Here is a 17,109-nt window from a genome sequence, read left to right on the forward strand (position 1 = left end):
AGTCTAGTTCAGTGTTGTAAGAAGTTAAGGATTATTTCAGAAAAATATCCTTAACATGAAAAGTTACAAAGTAGTTAATTCCCATGACAAACTTAATATTGTCTATTGTATACTCTTGCCATAAAAATACTCAGGCAAACATCAGTTTGTATTCACTCTACCCAGCTAAAAACAATAACAAGAGAAACGATTCAGTGATAAAAATAACATTTCCATCGCGACTCCTAGTGTCAACGTTTGTAGTCATGGCATTTAGTACACATGCTTCGGTAATTAAACAGTCAAAAGGTGATTTCGAAGACAAATTCAGGCAATTAGATGAAAGTCTACCGACCGCTAACGTATATCGTAATGCAGCAGGGGAGCCGGGCCATGAATACTGGCAGCAACAAGTCGACTATCAGATTAATGCAAGGTTAGATGAAGATAAAAGAAGAATTGATGCCTCACAAAAAATTACCTACACCAATAACTCCCCAGATACCCTCAAGTATCTGTGGCTACAACTCGATCAAAACTATTATCAGTCCGATTCTATTGCTAGCCGAACAAGAACCTTTTCGACACCTAAAGAACTAGCAAATAGTATTAATGGCACACCCACCAAGATCAGCTTGAACACTTTACGTAAACAGCAATTTCTCGCCGATAATGACGTGGGGTATGAGATAGGTAATGTCACTATTGGCGGCAAGCAGCTTGATTATACGATTGTTGGAACCAACATGCGTATCGATCTACTCACCCCCCTTAAGCCCGGTAAAAAAGTCAGCTTCTCTTTAGACTATGGTTACAATATTACCGAACAAAAAGCGGTTGGTGGCCGCTCTGGTTATGAACATTTTGCTGACGATAAACGTGAAGGTGGCAACGATATCTTTCAACTTGCTCAATGGTTTCCGAGGCTTCACGCCTATACTGACTATGAAGCATGGACCAATAAAGCCTTTCTAGGTAGCGGTGAATTTACCCTAGAATTCGGTGACTACGATGTAGAGCTTACCGTACCTGCCGATCATGTCGTTGCCTCTACAGGCTATCTTGCTAACCCTAAAAGTGTTTTAACCTCCAATCAACGTAAGCGATTCGAACAAGCTAAAAGCAGCAAGCGTCCGGTATTTATTGTTACCGAGGAAGAAGCGTTAGAAAACGAGTCAGAAGGTACAACTGAGGTCAAAACATGGCATTTTAAGGCCAAAAACGTACGTGACTTTGCCTGGGCCTCTTCACGTAAATTCATGTGGGATGCTAAAGGCTATCAACAGCCTGCCGCTGAGCAAGAACTCGTCATGGCGATGTCTTTCTATCCTAAGGAAGGCGGCGACTTATGGAAGAAATACTCTACTGAATCTGTCATTCATACCATGCAGGTATATTCGCGTTATTCTTTCGATTACCCCTATCCAACGGCGCAATCCATTAATGGACCAGTCGGTGGTATGGAGTATCCGATGATCACCTTCAATGGTCCGCGTACCGAGTTGCAAGAAGATGGTACACGCACTTACACCTTATCTGAAAAACGCTTTCTTATTGGAGTGGTGATCCACGAGATTGGCCATATCTATTTTCCCATGATAGTTAACTCTGATGAGCGCCAATGGACTTGGATGGATGAAGGCTTAAATAGTTTTGTAGAGTCGATTGCAGTTCGTGAGTGGGAAACCGATTCACATTGGGCTCGAGAGCCAAGAGACATAATCGAGTATATGAAATCTTCGGTTCAAGTCCCTATTATGACTCAGTCTGATAGCATTTTAAAGTTTGGACCCAATGCTTACACTAAACCGGCTATCGCCCTTAATATTTTACGTGAAGTCATTCTAGGTCGAGAGCTATTTGATTTTGCCTTTAAAGAATACGCTACACGCTGGAAGTATAAACGCCCTACTCCGTCTGATTTCTTCAGAACAATGGAGGAAGCATCTGGCGTCGATCTTGATTGGTTCTGGCGCGGGTGGTTTTACTCTACTGATCACGTAGATCTTGGTATCGATAAAGTCTACAAGCTTAATATGATCAGTAAGGATCCTGATATCGACTTTAAGCGAGAACGCGAGATAGAACAGGACAAGCCTACTCCGATGGCCATTGTTAAGAACCAAGAAGAAGGTATTAAAACTTGGGTCGAGCTCAATGATGATGTCACTGATTTTTATGATAAAATGACCAGTTTACCGCAACAAACAAGGAGAGGAATAAATACAATAAATTCCTTAATAAACTAAAGCCTTGGGAGCGAGAAGTCATTGAGCGAGAAGTCATTGAGCGAGCGATTAAAGAAGACCAAAACTATTATGTATTGGAGTTTTCCAATGTGGGTGGATTGGTAATGCCAATTCTACTACATCTAACCTATACCGACGGTTCAATCGAGGAGTTACATATTCCAGCAGAGATCTGGCGTCGCAGTCCAACTATCGTGAATAAATTAATCGTGACGGATAAAGAGCTTAAAGAAGTTGAAATCGACCCTAGCTGGCAAACTGCAGACGTCGAACTAAACAACAACTACTTTCCTAGACGGATCATTCCATCACGCATAGAAGCTTACAAGAAGGAAAAGAGTAAGAGCAAACTTAAGCGTGATATCATGCAGGACATCAAGACTGAAATTAAAGTTGATGAAGAGGATGAAAAGACATCGTCTGCTAACGGTAAAGGAGCTTGATCATGAATCGTTATTTCATCGGTTTGATTTGCCTATTCATGGTTGGCTCCTCGTACGGCCATCAGCAAAAAACGGCGGTCACGAGTGTCAAGTTTAATCAGCGCTTACAGTATATAGAAGTCATGCATAAATTCTACCTGCATGACGCCGAACATGCCGTAAAGAAACTCTTTGACCCGAGTGCAGATATCCTTAGCAGTGCGGAAACTCAGCAGACCTTTGCCGAATATGTTCAACGTCATTTTGCTCTTAAACAGGATAATGGCAGCAGTATTCCATTAACTTTTGTCGGTATTGAAATAGACGGTAAATACCTATGGGTATATCAGGAGAAGCCAATTCCTAAAAAGTTAACTGGCCTAAAGATCTCAAATGGTGCCTTACATGACCTTTGGCCTGCTCAGATAAATTTGGTAAATGTCGAAGGAAAAGGAAAGGTGAAATCCGTTCTTTTTGACAGTGAATCATCATGGCTCGACGTAGAGCTGGCGGATTAATACCACTCAGTGTCAGCCACTAAAAAGGCTAAGCTCATTTTGACTTAGCCTTTTCAACCACTGAGATATTGAAGTCTTTAAACAGCTTTTAATCAATTAGTTAAGCACTACATAACCTCGGTTTGTCATGCAGTTTTTTATAACATTTTGTTGCTCAGCTGCATAAGTATCTTTATTGTTCCTTCTTTCCCTGCCTTTAGATAACACTCCAACTCCAAGACCAATTGCAGCTCCTTGCTTTGCACCGTCCGTACCAGAGCCACCTGCTATCGCTTTACCAGCTGAACCAATTGCTGCACCTTTAGCTGCAGTACCAATCGCACTTCCCTCGGTCTGTTTCTGCTCGACTTGAGTCGACATCTCAGTGCATTGATGAAGATCGTACACATAGTCTTTTTCATCAACACCCGTTTTATCGACAATGATGTTTGCCATGGCGCTCACAGGCAGTAACAATAATCCAAGGGTTAATATATGACGTTTCATTCAATGCTTCCTCTTATAGTCAACATGCCGATGTAAAACCAATATAATCAACATGCTCAGTCTGTTTTGATTTATGCTTTATATCAATTATAGTACAGCGTTCTACCTGTCTGGCACTTGAACGAATATTCACTAAGGTACATGAATGAATTTAAATAATGCATCAATAGATGATGTTTTAACAAAATTTTTTGGCTCACCTAATTTTGAAAAGAAAGAAATCATTCAATCACTATGGTCTGGATATGGTGAAATTGCTAGATATAGCTTTACCTCTCAAAGCTTAGCCAATACTTACGGGAATCGTCAGTTTATCGTCAAACATATCACTCCCCCTAATGAGGTACAGCACCCAAGAGGTTGGGCGAGTTCAGTCTCCCACCAGAGAAAGCTTGAATCATACAGGGTGGAAGTTAACTTCTATAAGCAATGGGCCAATCAATGTAATGAGCATTGCTTAGTCCCTACATTTTTAGGTGAGTGTCGTTTTACTGAAGCCGGACAATCTAGCCAATTGATCTTAATGTCTGATCTCGATAGTCAAGGGTTTACCGTTAGAGCCTCTTGTCTCACTCTTGAGCAGGTCAAATTATGTCTTCGTTGGTTAGCGCATTTTCATGCAAAATTTTTAACGCCTTCAAAAGCACTGTCAACTGATGGACTCTGGCCTATAGGTAGTTATTGGCACCTTTCGACTCGACAAGAAGAGTGGCAACAAATGCCAGAGTCAGTACTTAAAACAAAAGCGACTAAAATCGATAGGTTACTGAATAGCTGTGAGTATAAGACCATTATCCATGGTGATGCAAAGGTTGCTAACTTTTGTTTCAATAAGGATTTCAGTGATGTTGCTGCTGTCGACTTTCAATATGTAGGTAGTGGAACTGGCGTAAAAGACCTCATTTATCTAATAGGTAGCTGCTTATCGGAGAAAGAATGTGCGAATAACTTCGCGCAATTAGTGAATGAATATTTCCACTACTTAACTCAAGCACTAGGCTTATACCAACCTAAATTAGACGCTAATTTAGTAGTTCAAGATTGGAAACAATTGGTATATCTAGCCTGGGCTGACTTTGAGCGCTTCTTAATTGGGTGGGCTCCGAACCATCAAAAGAGAAATCTATTCAGCCACCAGATCACACAAAGAGCATTAAACTCCCTTTAGCAACTAAAATTAAAGACTCAATGACAAAAATAAATTTTAGTCATGTTGATTAAATCAGGTTAATTAACACTAAACTGATTCAGGAACAGCTGATTTGAGTTAGACTAATTTAGGTCAGTTTTGCTAAGTCCCACCAGTCTTTATTGAAGCTTGCTAATTTACTCTTCATCACTTCACTAAATTTGGCATTAGCGTCTTAATTGGTTAGTCATTTACTTTAAACTAAATTCCTTATCTTATACTTCTGAGTACTAGTTTCCGCTTAGCCCAAAGCTAAGCGTTATTCAGTTGAATTTGGGTACTCACTTAATAGATGATCGATGGCTTGGTCGAAAGTATCTATCTGATTTACTGACATAAAATCCTTAAGTTTTACAACAAGGTCATTGCCTATCTCTATATGAGATTTCTTTTTACGTTTTTTTATTTGCGATAATTCTTTTCGAACCATTCTCCAGCCATAATCACTAAAGTATCGATTCAGCAAAATGTTTGTTTGTATGAGAGCACTTTCCAAGCCCGTAGCTTGCTTTCTAATTTGATTTAGTGAAGATAAGCTTTCTGTCAGCATGACAAAAAGGCGCTCTCGTTCAGCTGGACTATTAAGCTCAACGAACCAGTCTTTTCTATTTTTAATTTCAGCCAAGGGGATCAATCGATAGATCAGTGGTAATGCGACTATCAACTCATCACCTTCGAGCAATTTTAATTTTCGGCCAGCTGTTGGTTTTTGATCATGATACTGCCAACTATTACACGCATTCTTTGTTTCAATTTTCATTTTATTCTCGATAGTTTCTCTAGTTAAACATCACACTAGCGCGACATTGAACTAGGATAATGTACACGCCACACAAGATATTTTAAAGTATGGTATAACCAGATAATACTATAGTAAATACCTCTTTGCAGTCTCTAACTTACTAGATAGACAGGATATTTAAACTTTGTCCCCTTATGATATAAACTCATCAATAGTATGGTTACACCATAATTAGGAGTATCTATGGTGTCCGTGTTATCTGTTAAACTCACCAAACCTAGCCTTATTTTTTATTAGTTTGTTTCGTTATTAGCACTTTTCGCCTGACACTGATTGTCTGCAATATGCCAATAATAGAATCTACCAAAATTGTCCCTTAAAGCTGTTGCTGCATATTTGACTGATATTAAATTATCGAGAAGATACGCAATGCATCATCAGTCAAAACATTTACTATCAAATGCGGAATACTAATCATAAGAACATTTAGCACAAGAACACTTATGACAAGACGATTAATCAGCCTTTGATCTGTAGGTGTACTTGATTGGATTTATCACCGTTCACAGGATCGACTTTCTCTATTACTGCAAAAATATGCCTCTCAGTAGAAACTATTTTCTAAAGATAAGTTAGCTACCTCTTTATCCAATAGATGGTAAAGCAGGTTATAGATAGACATGTACAACACCTCGAGGCAGCTAATAAACGACTTGTTCAATCGTTTAGTATGGTTTAACCACTCTTTAATGCTTTGCAAGCTAGTCAGCTATGGTACCTATTTAGTAGAAAACAAGCCTGTTATATTTCCCACCATATCTGGTTAATTACTCGCCACTTCACGTTAGTTACTGATGATTAATAGCGTTATTTAACATCACCAGATGACGAATAATAGTTAAGACACTTATCGCCATTAATAAAATGGTTACACCACTCTTTTTTAAATAAGAACAGCACTAGGTAGGATACGTAATAACATAAAAAGAGGCCTATGACTCTTTTTAAGATTATCGATTGATATTTGCTCGCCCCCACGTATAAACACCTTATATCTGCTCATAAAACAAGCCACCAATACTCAAACGCACCCTACCAGTGATAATGACGATTATCACTGGTAGTAATATGGGTTTTTAAGTAGAATATCTGCCGTTAAATGCTGGATTTAACATCACTTTTGAAGATAAAGGCTATAGATTTAAAGATGAATTCAGAGCAAAACTTTCCTAAGATTGAGGCTTCTTCGCTAATCGAAAGCTCAGATAGCATAGAGAACAATCATCAAGAAGCAGCTTTAGTTGATGCTCGACGTGCTCAGTACGATCCAAATGAGAAATTCTTTAAAGAACAGCAACTTCCTATCTCAATATTAGATGATTACAAAAGTGCCGCAGCCGAAACACAATATGAGATCTCTGCAAATACACGCCGAGTCTATCGGTCCAGCTTTACCATTTTTAAGAATTACTGCGATCAGCATAATCTCAGTGCCCTGCCCGCCGATCCTCGAAGTGTGATTTCTTTTATCGGTCATCAAAAAGAGCTCTACCAAGAAAAAAATGGCCACCAGCTATCAAAGCAAACGATCAATACCCGATTGGCTGCAGTTCGCTTCTTTCATATTCAAGCGGGATTGCATTCACCCACTGAACATCCACTCGTGATCCGAGTGATGCGCGGTCTTATGCGTAATCAATATCGACATATTTCTGACTATGATCAGCAGCCGATCACCTATGATGAACTTGAGATGTTATTAGCCGTAATTGATCAACAGCCACAACAGCTAACTCGTTTAAGAGATAAGGCAATTTTGCAGCTTGGATTGCAAGGTGGTTTTCGCCGTTCTGAATTAGCAGAAGTAAAAGTTGAGCACATTAGTTTTTTAAGAGAGAAGTTAAAAGTTCGGGTACCCTATTCTAAGAGTAACCAACAGGGTCAAAGGGAGTGGAAGGATTTACCGAAGCAGGAGCAGTTCTCTGCCTATGATGCCGTACAACAATGGCTCGATGCGACCAAAATAAAACAGGGACACCTTTTCAGATCACTTAGCCGTGATGGTAACTCTGTTAGGGATTATCAGCTCACTCAAGCAAAAACGGGTAAAGGCTTTTTAAAGGGTGACGATATTTATCAAATGATAAAGAAATATTGTGATAAAGCGGGACTCAACTCTCGATTCTATGGTGCTCATAGTTTACGAAGCGGTTGCGTTACCCAGCTTCATGAAAATGACAAAGACCATCTCTACATCATGGCAAGAACCGGGCATACAGATCCGAGATCATTAAGACATTATTTGAAGCCTAAAGACTAAAAACGATTTAGACTTCCTGTTCGCTTAAATTAAAATATACTGAAAGTTAGAATGGACACGGACTGTTGGCAAATATTCTTTCCCCAGTGATGGGATGATCAAACTCAAGACGAGTTGCGTGAAGCATCAATCTTGGAGCCAGTCGATAAGAAAAGTCTGAGCCATAAAGATCACAACCTATGATGGAGTGACCAAAGTACTGACTATGGATCCGTAATTGATGAGTTCTCCCTGTTTCAGGAATAAACTCGACTCTGGTGATCGGAACCGAAGTCTCTTTTTGTTCTCGATTGGTATTATCTAGATGAGCTCCATCCGCTAAGTCAGAATATAATTCTTGTCCTAAAACTTGATACAAAGAACGGGCAGCTTTACCCTCCTTGTCGCAGATTTTCATTAGTGGAAAGTTTGGCTTATCCTTCGCAATCGGCGCATCAATAAATCCGTCTTGACTGTTGAGCTCGCCAAGCAACAATGCTGTATAGGTTTTTAATACAGACCGTTCACTAAACTGTCTACACAACAGCGCATTAATCGTTTTGTTGAGTGCTATCACCATGATCCCTGAAGTGCCCAAATCTAATCGATGCACTAAGGTACAACCTGGAAAATCTTTAACGAGTCGGTAGTGAACTGAATCAATATTGGCTGGGTGTTTACCCGATAAAGACAGCAGACCTGACGGCTTATTGATCAATAACAAGTGTTCATCTTGAAACAGAATGGTGATCTCTTCAAAACAAGGAGGTGCGATAAAATCGTCAGCTGCAGTCGGAAAATGTTGCAATGAGATAGCTCTATAGAGTTAAAAGACGGCTTATCATACATGAGTTTTACCGCCGCAACGAGCGTAGAAGTTGATGAAGTGATTCGCCTATGAGCATTCAACACTGGGAGTTCAATTTCAAATATTGCAATAGATACTCATGCAATACACTTTACAGTACTCTCTAACGGACGCCCCCGACATCAGGCATATTGGTATATACATAGCATTTTCACGATAAAAAATGCTTAATGATAAGTTTTACTATCAACAAAATGAGCTTGCTTTGGCTTAATTATTCTTATTAATAATCATTGTTTATCCATGCATTTCACCAACCCCCTCCCTGAGGGTATTCATATTATTGAATAAAAACGCAATTATTAAAATATAATCCCGAGATATTTTTAACTATATTGATTATGTAATCAAAAAAATGATTAACTTAAAATGTGTGGTGCAATAAAAGAAAGGCATTTTTACAGTGCAGTAGAAAGTACATCCTTGTACGTTCCTAGGGACAAATAGCTCAAACTAGAAATGAAATACTATGAACAAAAACAGGCATCAGTCCTAATTAGAAATCGATTCTAAAACCAATGCTTGCGATGGTGTCATCAAAATCTGAGTATTGTTTTACATCAAACTGACCGATTTCGGTATGTACACGCGTCGACTTAGATAGGCGATATTCAGCACCAATTGCCCATTGTGATACTTCTGGGACTTCAGTCGCTGCTGCACCTAACTTGTCATATACACGACCTGCGATTTTACCCGTACCTGAATCATCTTGTCCGTATTGTGCTTTTAGCGTCAACTTATCTATCTGGTATTTAGCACTAACGATAAAACCATCACCATCACGTTGCTGCCAATTATCTAAGTTAGGGTTAACGATTTCAGAACTTTGGTAAATCGAACCTAACATCAGGTTATCAATTTTGTACTGAGCAACAGCGCGGAAACCTTTAATATCTTCGACACCATCTGTGTACGCTGCTGCCAGATACAAGTCACCGGTTTTGAAAAGCTTATCGCCATAGGTCAATGCAACTTGATAGTTGCCATTGTCACGACGAACATCGTCTTCACCATAATAGTTATCTTCTAGAATGTAGCTTGCGCCAAACTGAAGCTTATTCCATTTAACCGTTTTATATTCTAGCGAGTCCCCCCAACGCTTATCACCCGCAAATAAACGGTCGTGCTTTAACGAATACATATCCATCGCATCGGCGGTGCCTTTCGCCATCTTAAACACAGGATCGATACGACCAGCAGCTAGCTGACCCGCTGCAGAGTGTTTAATGCCTAGATATGTTGGACGCGCTGAAAATGGGTTATTTTGTTTACCTTCGGTCGCGCCATTTACACCGACTTCGACTTGATAAAACACAGTAAAGTCTTCATTAAGTGCTGCATTACCTTTAATACCTAAGCGGCTCCAGTTATTTTCTAGTATGGTGCCACTTTTACCACTATGTGTTGCACTACCACTATCTGAGTGAGTCACCGAGTAATCGATTCGACCATAAAATTTATAGGCATCAGCCATAACACTGGGTGAAGCTAATACAGCAGCGGCTAGCAAAGTTAATTTAATTGTTTTCATCATCTTCTCTCTTAATATTTTATTAATTAGAAAGCCAGACGACTCCCTAGCTCTAAGGCGTTTAGGAGCCGTCGCTAGAGTTTGATTATTGCTTGTTATGTTCGTTGATCATTGCATCTTGGCGCATCTCTTTATACAAGATCTCAGCTTGCTTCAAGTAGTTATCCCAAGAATTTGAACGCTTAGTGAATCCTGTTGCTGCATAGCTACCGGTGTCACCTGTTGCTGGTAAATCATCGATACTAAATAATGAACCACCTTGTTGCAGGTGAGCATTCAATCCATCAATCATCACATTGAAACCAATTCGAGCAGGCTCTACATAGTTGATAGACTCATACTTAGATTGACGATAAAACTTCTTCTGTGAAGCATCTTTTATCTGCGCTTTTTCGTCGGCAAAAATTTCATCATAATGAGCTTTTGTAATTTGCTTAGTATCTGTATCTACGACTAGTCGTAGCATGGCGGTCACGCCAGTCCAGTTACCTTTAGCATCTACAAGCTTTTCGGCGTGCTGATAGAATCTTTCATTGCTACCCTCGCCATTGATCTGAGCATGGATTTTTGCGGTTAACGGCACCATAGATTGCTGAATACTGTTTGAAGCCCCCGCTACAACATCGATACCCGCATATTTCAGACGATTAGGCTCTTTCAACTTATTGCGAAGAGATGGATCAAAGTCTGGATTGAGATCAAACGTTAACTTGTCTTGCTCTACCATTAGCTTTTCCATGGTAAGAGCCGATTGAACCCAGGCAGTTCCTTTCTTCTTACCCATAGAGAAGTTGTATTCAGACATACGCTTAGGCACATCTTGGTATAAACGGGTGTAATAATTTGGTCGGCCGCTTTCATTAAACTCTGCAAAAATCACATTATCTGAATTATCGAGCTCGGTAACGATAGCAACACTACCCATGTGGCCTTGGCGGAAGCGTGCTTCCTCATAGTAATAGTCACCTTTCAGTAGCCCTAGCTGAGGCTGAATAGACCATTTCAGTTTAAAATTGTCATCACCTGTTTCTTCTTTAGCACCCACTGCCACATATTCAGGTTGGCTACCATCGACTCTTGGAAGACTATTGATTGCTTTTAAAATTCCATTAGAAGAGTAAGTTGCCCCAGAAACGGCATCGATACCTTCATGACCGTTGTTAGCAACAACCTTTGATAAAAGGCGTTCGGCATTAAGATAAAGAGACTCGGTTTCATTATGAGACTTAGTTTTAATCTCAACAATGTGACCGTTTTTCACTTCTACTGTTAAAGTGATCAGCCCTTTTTTCCCTTTAGCAGACACATCATGAGTACCATCGGCGTACTTACCTTGTTCCATTGTGCTAGAGCATCCAGCAAGGGTCATTGTGGCAACAAGTACTGCACTACTAACGAGTGTTTTATTGAATATTTTTAAGCTTTTCATTCTCTCAGCCTTCAGGTGTTATTTCATTGAGTTCAGAATAAAAGGTTTAAAATTCTTCACAATTGCGGAAAACCGCAATCTATTAAGTTGAGTGTTAATTATTTGACTCAGTTAACACAAATGGCTCTTTAAAAATATTTTTATGCGGCATTATGATATTCATTTATTAACTTAGATACTGCCAGGCTTTATTATGAAACGTATTTACCCATTGTTACTTTTGTTGACCTTTTCTAACTTTACTCATGCTGAACCTATAAAGTTAGCTTCTGAGAATTCATTGCCACCAGCACCAGACTTTGAAGTAATAAAGGTTAACACCCATGGTCAACCTTATCGATGTGAAGGTAATGCCATGATTAAAAATAGCCAGGGCGTCACTAACTTAACGACACTTAAATATTTTGGCACATCAATCAGCATTGATATTTATGATAAAGATAGCAGTCACTATAATAATGCCTTGTGCAATGCACTTAATGTCATACAGGAATACCATTACTTAGCGTCTAACTACAGTACCTACCCCCATGTTATCAACATCAAGAGCATTAATAATGAACCCGATAAAACTCACCACATCGATCCTAAACTGACCCAACTCATTAAAGCGAGCATTGATTGGCATGATAAAACCGATGGATATTTTAACATCGCCTTGTCTCCCGTTATCGATATCTGGCGAAGTTATCGGGCACAATGTAAAGGCGAACGAAAAGCAGAAGATCAATGTACCATACCTACTCCCGCCGAGCTCAACGCTGCCAGACCTCTGATTAACATCGATAATATTGATTTAAATGTGAAACAGAACACCATAAAGTTACAAACGGGTATGAGCATAGATCTAGGCGGAATTGCCAAAGGTTGGATGGCTGAAATGGTTTACCAGCAATTAAGAAGTGATGGTATTAAAAATTTTATGATCAATGCTGGGGGTAACATTCGCCACCATGGAATACATCCGCAAGGTCGTCAGTTTACAACCGCAGTCGAAGATCCTGTATGCAAGAAACACAACAACTCTCTAGAGCAATGTCAAAGTTTTGAAGGCCAATTTCATGAAGTGATTACAGGCAAGGATATTACTGTAGTGTCGAGTGGAAACTATCTAAGATACTACCGTGTTAAAGGTAAAGAATATCATCATATTATTAATCCTAAAACTTTATATCCGAAGAGGACGGGGATCTCCACCACTATAGTAATGAATGACAATCAGATCTATGCGGACATTATTTCAACAGCATTATTTTTAATGCCTCTAGAACAGGCGCTCAATTACACTAATCAAAACACTGCAGTAGAAGCCATATGGTATTTAAATTCAGCAGGAGAGAAAGTGGAGAGTGATAAGTTTAATGACTACCGCATGATTTTTTAACCGTCAAATCATTTAAGATAACATCCAAACAAAATTTAAGACAACGTAAAACATGATGAAAAATAACAAACAGAGTTGTGATAAAATAAATCCAGCTAACACTAACTAATAAATGAAATATAGTTCATCAACCTATTTATTATATATAGTTAATTAAGTTGTATATGTAGTGGTTTTCCGCAGCCGAGTAAAAGATGTGATAGAGCTCACTAGGCGTCGGTTTTTACCACTACATTTAATTCTAAATTAGTCATAATAGTCAGGTGTTTCTTTGCCATACCTAATGATGATAATTAAATTTCGCCCACTATTAGTCCTAAGTTGCTTTACTCTATCTTGTTTTCAGGCGAGTTATTGTTTTGCAGAAGACACCTCCCCTATTCGTGTCGGTGTGTTGGCATTTACACATCCAGAAAACGTTGCAAAGCGCTGGCAACCGACCATAGATAGAATCGCAGCCGACTTAAGCACTCCTTTTGAATTGGTCGCATTAACACCTAATGAGTTGGATGCCGACGTTGCCCAAGGAAAATTAGATTTTTTAATCACCAATGCGTTAACCGGTGTGAGTTATAAGAAAGACTATGGAACCAGCAGTCTACTCACGCTGATACCTCGAGATAATATGCACCCTACTCAATCGGTTGGCTCAGCATTGATCATGCGAGCAGACCAACAAGTCGATAGTCTAGAGGATTTAAAGAGCCACAAAGCCATTTCGACAGATAAACAAGCATTCGGCGGCTTTCAAATATTTGCAGGTGAGATGGCGCATAACGGCCTTAATCCTTTCAATGACTTTAAACAGCTAAAATTTGTTGGATTTCCTCAGCAAAAGCTATTAACACTCGTTGCTAACGGTGAAGCCGACATAGCGATTTTACCCACTTGTGTACTTGAAAACGCGATAGTCAAAGGAGAAATTGCCGCAAATACCTTGCAGGTTGTCCTCACTAAAGATGAACCTAGCTTTCACTGCCAGACCTCAAGCGAGTTATATCCCTATTACTCTTTTTCTAAGCTGGGTAAAACAGACCATCGCCTAGCTACTGAAGTCATCCGCTCATTGCTTTCGATACAGCCCAATGAGATTGCAGCGACCCAAGGTCGCTATGACTCTTGGTCTGCAACTGTTAATGATAGCCATGTCTTTAAGTTACTAAAACAGTTACAGCAATGGCCATTTGTAACTAACTGGACCTCAATTTTTAAGAGTGCGCTCCCCTGGGCCGTTGTTGCTGCGATATTTCTTTTATTTGGTTATATTCATCATCTTCGAGTAAAACGACTTGTAGTGCTGCGCACAAGAGATCTCAAGGCGGAAGTTGAGTTACACACTCAAACACAAAAAGCCCTACTTGAACAAACAAAGCAGTTTTATAAGGCTCAGCGCGTCTTGTTAACTGGTGAGATGGCGTCCGGTATAGCCCATGAGCTTAATCAACCCTTAGCTGGGATCCGCTATCTGACTCAGGGCTGTATTTATCGCCTGACTGCCGAGCAAGTAGAGCTTAAAGAGGCCATGACTAAAGCCATTCAGCAGGTTGATAGGGCTCAAACAACAATTAAACGTTTTAGGCATTTCTGCCAACAACCGAGTGTCATGAGTGAGTGCTGTTTAAATCAAATTTTAGAAGATACGCTTAGCTTAATGGCGGTCGAGTTTGCTCGTATAAAGCTGACTCCAAACTTTAATAGCCTAGTCGTTAGCTTAAAGGCCGACCCGAGTCTTCTACAACAGGTATTCGTTAATATCATTCGTAATGCACTCGATGCCATGGTGCAAACTAAGGAGCCTTGTCTTTCTATAACGCTCTCTAACCAAGCTGAGCACGTTTCAATTGTATTTAAGGATAATGGCACAGGTTTAAGCGAAATGGCGCTAGAGCGGTTATTTTTCCCATTTGAAACATCGAAAGAGAACGGTTTAGGACTTGGAATGATTATCTGTAAACGAATCATCGAAGAACATAACGGTGAGATCAATGCGGCCAATAATATTGTCGAAGGATCACCTGCTCCTGGTTTAACCATAACAATAACTCTACCAATTAAGGCGCCTCACATTGTGTAACTTATATTTGGTCGATGATGACCAAGACGTTTTAGACTCTTTGACTTGGATGTTAAATGGCCTTGGCTTCAAGCCCCAAGGCTTCCTGTCTGCCGATAGCTTTTTAAACCAAGTGGATCTTCAAAGTGAAGCCATTGCGATCTTAGATGTACAGATGCCAGGCATGGATGGGAGTGCATTGCTAACCCACCTAACTAAGTCTCAAAGTCCTATCGCTGTGATAATGTTAAGCGGCCATGGCAATATTGCGATGGCGGTACAAGCGATTCAAAAAGGGGCTTTAGACTTTCTAGAAAAGCCTGTTGATGGAGATAAGCTTGTCGCATTACTTGACCAAGCTAAAGCCCAAACAAAACTTAACATGCAGCGTAAAGTGGCACGTAAAGAATTAAGCGATAAGCTTGAAGCGCTGACTCCTAGAGAGTATGAAGTGATGGAAAAGGTACTAGAAGGAAAACTCAATAAAGTAATTGCTGCAGAGCTTAATATTGCACAGCGAACCATAGAGCTGCACCGTCAGAAAGTGATGCAAAAAATGCAGGTCAATAATGTTGCCGAACTGGCGTATTTAATGGGAAAGAGCACCGAGTAAACGTTTTCCGAGGATAGCAACACGGGTGACCGTGTACTCAATCGGTGCCCTTGTCTCTAATCAATATTCTGGCTTAAGCGATACGACTTCTAGGGCTACGTCTCGACTGAGCCCAGCGCGCACAGAACTCCCAACCTTTGTCTTGGCAGACTAGCCCGGCACTATAACGGCTTCTGGCCAAGAGTTCACTGTAGGGCTTATTCTTGAGATAGGGAGCTACAACCTTAGTAGCCATAGAATTAGAAGAAGGCCTATTTGCAGACCTAAAAATTGACTTGTAATTCGGCGTAACACTAAGCTTAGCCGTGGCCTTTTCTTTGATATTGACCGAATTAATCGCAACAGAGAATAAGGCTATTAGCATAATAAAGACAGTTATAAACGAGCAAACCAAAACCTTAATTGAAGCCATCCATTGCCCTCATCTATTTGCTATTAAACATTAAGCATAACGCATATAACAACAGATTCAACGCATTGATTTGCTAGATTAACTATTCTCTATTTCTTTAGATTAAAACTTATCAGATGCTAGTTCTTGTCCGAAGTCAGTTTTTGATAGGCATGAATGAATTCTTGCTTAAGCTGGGTTAATGCCGATTCTTCTCGGTTGTTACGACTACGACCGTGTAAAGAAGACTCGACGAAAAATGCAAACCAGGACTCTAATACCGCAGCATTATGTGCTTCACCCGCCGCCGACAAGGCTAATGAGGCAACCTCAGCGGTACCGAGTTGAAAGTCTCGCGCCCCTTTTCTAAGTGCATAAGACGCGGTTGACTCTGGTGAAAATGAAAAAAGTGGAAATTGATGCAAATACTCACTCTTTCTGAACATTTTAATCGCTTCACGCCAGCTACCATCAAGTAAGATAAGCAAAGGCTTCTTGCCCGCTGGCAACATAGCAGGTTCAACACGCTCTACCACCGCCTGCCCCTCAACGGCATATTCAGACGGAAAAATCACATAAGGCTGATAATTTGGGTCATTGATAATCTCAAGCATTTTACGGTTAGGTTCACTACGAGACCAAATAAAAGCATGGGTATCTGGGATAATATCTGCGATTAAACGACCACTATTACTCGGTTTTAGTACCTCGTCATCATACATGATAAGCATAAAAGCCAATTCACTTTCGACCTGCTTTCGATAACGACAGGTGCAGAGCTTTTCTGCTAACAAGCAAGATTGGCAACGTACAATATTCTTGCCTCTGGCGGTAAAAGGCCGGGAAGAGATTGCTTTTCTATATTCATACAGACGATGAATAGCATGCTTTGGCAAAGTCATTTTAGCTAAAACCTTAATAAAAAAGCCTACTCATCGGCAGGCTTTTAATCG

General features: G+C 40.0%; 12 protein-coding genes and 1 pseudogene. 7 read left to right on the top strand and 6 right to left on the bottom strand.

The window, feature by feature from the left end; genetic code table 11:
• Window positions 1-245 precede the first annotated feature (245 nt).
• Window positions 246-2,671 (top strand): annotated as a pseudogene (locus Q1A86_RS07965) (M1 family metallopeptidase).
• A gap of 2 nt (window positions 2,672-2,673) precedes the next feature.
• On the top strand, window positions 2,674-3,168 hold the full coding sequence (locus tag Q1A86_RS07970; RefSeq protein ID WP_299805103.1) for a DUF6702 family protein: 495 nt from the start codon (window positions 2,674-2,676) through the stop codon (window positions 3,166-3,168).
• 96 nt (window positions 3,169-3,264) lie between these two features.
• Here the strand turns inward: Q1A86_RS07970 and Q1A86_RS07975 are convergent, their stop codons facing one another.
• Window positions 3,265-3,654 carry a glycine zipper family protein gene (locus Q1A86_RS07975; protein WP_299805106.1) on the bottom strand — a complete coding sequence of 130 codons (390 nt, stop codon included), beginning with the start codon at window positions 3,652-3,654 and terminating at the stop codon, window positions 3,265-3,267.
• A gap of 145 nt (window positions 3,655-3,799) precedes the next feature.
• Here Q1A86_RS07975 and Q1A86_RS07980 point away from each other — a divergent pair, with 145 nt between their 5' ends.
• Window positions 3,800-4,822: an oxidoreductase family protein gene (locus tag Q1A86_RS07980; RefSeq protein WP_299805109.1), complete on the top strand. Its 1,023-nt coding sequence runs from the start codon at window positions 3,800-3,802 to the stop codon at window positions 4,820-4,822.
• 280 nt (window positions 4,823-5,102) lie between these two features.
• On the opposite strand, the gene Q1A86_RS07985 is transcribed toward Q1A86_RS07980, so the two are convergent.
• The gene (locus tag Q1A86_RS07985) at window positions 5,103-5,603 is read right to left on the bottom strand and encodes a hypothetical protein (protein ID WP_299805112.1); all 501 of its coding nucleotides are present in this window, start codon (window positions 5,601-5,603) and stop codon (window positions 5,103-5,105) included.
• 1,189 nt (window positions 5,604-6,792) lie between these two features.
• On the opposite strand from Q1A86_RS07985, the gene Q1A86_RS07990 reads away from it, so the two are divergent.
• Window positions 6,793-7,905 (top strand): tyrosine-type recombinase/integrase, encoded by a 1,113-nt coding sequence (locus Q1A86_RS07990; RefSeq protein WP_299805114.1) that lies wholly within the window; start codon window positions 6,793-6,795, stop codon window positions 7,903-7,905.
• A gap of 46 nt (window positions 7,906-7,951) precedes the next feature.
• On the opposite strand, the gene Q1A86_RS07995 is transcribed toward Q1A86_RS07990, so the two are convergent.
• The 3 genes from Q1A86_RS07995 to Q1A86_RS08005 all read right to left on the bottom strand — a co-directional run bounded on the left by Q1A86_RS07995 (window position 7,952) and on the right by Q1A86_RS08005 (window position 11,715).
• Complete coding sequence (locus Q1A86_RS07995) at window positions 7,952-8,692, bottom strand: RluA family pseudouridine synthase (protein ID WP_299805117.1); 741 nt, start codon at window positions 8,690-8,692, stop codon at window positions 7,952-7,954.
• 556 nt (window positions 8,693-9,248) lie between these two features.
• Window positions 9,249-10,289 carry a porin gene (locus Q1A86_RS08000; RefSeq protein ID WP_299805119.1) on the bottom strand — a complete coding sequence of 347 codons (1,041 nt, stop codon included), beginning with the start codon at window positions 10,287-10,289 and terminating at the stop codon, window positions 9,249-9,251.
• Window positions 10,290-10,371: 82 nt separating this feature from the next.
• Window positions 10,372-11,715, bottom strand: a complete 1,344-nt coding sequence (locus Q1A86_RS08005) for an FMN-binding protein (protein WP_299805121.1) — start codon at window positions 11,713-11,715, stop codon at window positions 10,372-10,374.
• Between the two features lie 193 nt (window positions 11,716-11,908).
• Between Q1A86_RS08005 and Q1A86_RS08010 the strand changes: the two genes are divergently transcribed.
• From Q1A86_RS08010 to Q1A86_RS08020, 3 genes are all read left to right on the top strand, one after another.
• The gene (locus Q1A86_RS08010) at window positions 11,909-13,099 is read left to right on the top strand and encodes an FAD:protein FMN transferase (protein ID WP_299805123.1); all 1,191 of its coding nucleotides are present in this window, start codon (window positions 11,909-11,911) and stop codon (window positions 13,097-13,099) included.
• Between the two features lie 283 nt (window positions 13,100-13,382).
• Complete coding sequence (locus tag Q1A86_RS08015; RefSeq protein ID WP_299805125.1) at window positions 13,383-15,173, top strand: PhnD/SsuA/transferrin family substrate-binding protein; 1,791 nt, start codon at window positions 13,383-13,385, stop codon at window positions 15,171-15,173.
• Entirely contained in the window at window positions 15,166-15,765 is a 600-nt protein-coding gene (locus Q1A86_RS08020) for a response regulator (RefSeq protein WP_299805127.1), read from the top strand. The genes Q1A86_RS08015 and Q1A86_RS08020 overlap by 8 nt, the downstream gene beginning before the upstream one ends.
• Before the next feature lie 531 nt (window positions 15,766-16,296).
• Here Q1A86_RS08020 and Q1A86_RS08025 read toward each other — a convergent pair.
• Window positions 16,297-17,058, bottom strand: a complete 762-nt coding sequence (locus Q1A86_RS08025; RefSeq protein ID WP_299805130.1) for a tRNA-uridine aminocarboxypropyltransferase — start codon at window positions 17,056-17,058, stop codon at window positions 16,297-16,299.
• Window positions 17,059-17,109: the final 51 nt, after the last annotated feature.

This window comes from uncultured Shewanella sp. (assembly GCF_947497935.1).
Taxonomy (GTDB): domain Bacteria; phylum Pseudomonadota; class Gammaproteobacteria; order Enterobacterales; family Shewanellaceae; genus Shewanella.

Bases quoted from the DNA above. Each gene is read 5' to 3' on its own strand.
- Q1A86_RS07970 (WP_299805103.1), top strand. From the start codon at position 2,674: ATGAATCGTTATTTCATCGGTTTGATTTGCCTATTCATGGTTGGCTCC.
- Q1A86_RS07975 (WP_299805106.1), bottom strand. From the start codon at position 3,654: ATGAAACGTCATATATTAACCCTTGGATTATTGTTACTGCCTGTGAGC.
- Q1A86_RS07980 (WP_299805109.1), top strand. From the start codon at position 3,800: ATGAATTTAAATAATGCATCAATAGATGATGTTTTAACAAAATTTTTT.
- Q1A86_RS07985 (WP_299805112.1), bottom strand. From the start codon at position 5,603: ATGAAAATTGAAACAAAGAATGCGTGTAATAGTTGGCAGTATCATGAT.
- Q1A86_RS07990 (WP_299805114.1), top strand. From the start codon at position 6,793: ATGAATTCAGAGCAAAACTTTCCTAAGATTGAGGCTTCTTCGCTAATC.
- Q1A86_RS08000 (WP_299805119.1), bottom strand. From the start codon at position 10,289: ATGATGAAAACAATTAAATTAACTTTGCTAGCCGCTGCTGTATTAGCT.
- Q1A86_RS08005 (WP_299805121.1), bottom strand. From the start codon at position 11,715: ATGAAAAGCTTAAAAATATTCAATAAAACACTCGTTAGTAGTGCAGTA.
- Q1A86_RS08010 (WP_299805123.1), top strand. From the start codon at position 11,909: ATGAAACGTATTTACCCATTGTTACTTTTGTTGACCTTTTCTAACTTT.
- Q1A86_RS08015 (WP_299805125.1), top strand. From the start codon at position 13,383: ATGATGATAATTAAATTTCGCCCACTATTAGTCCTAAGTTGCTTTACT.
- Q1A86_RS08025 (WP_299805130.1), bottom strand. From the start codon at position 17,058: ATGACTTTGCCAAAGCATGCTATTCATCGTCTGTATGAATATAGAAAA.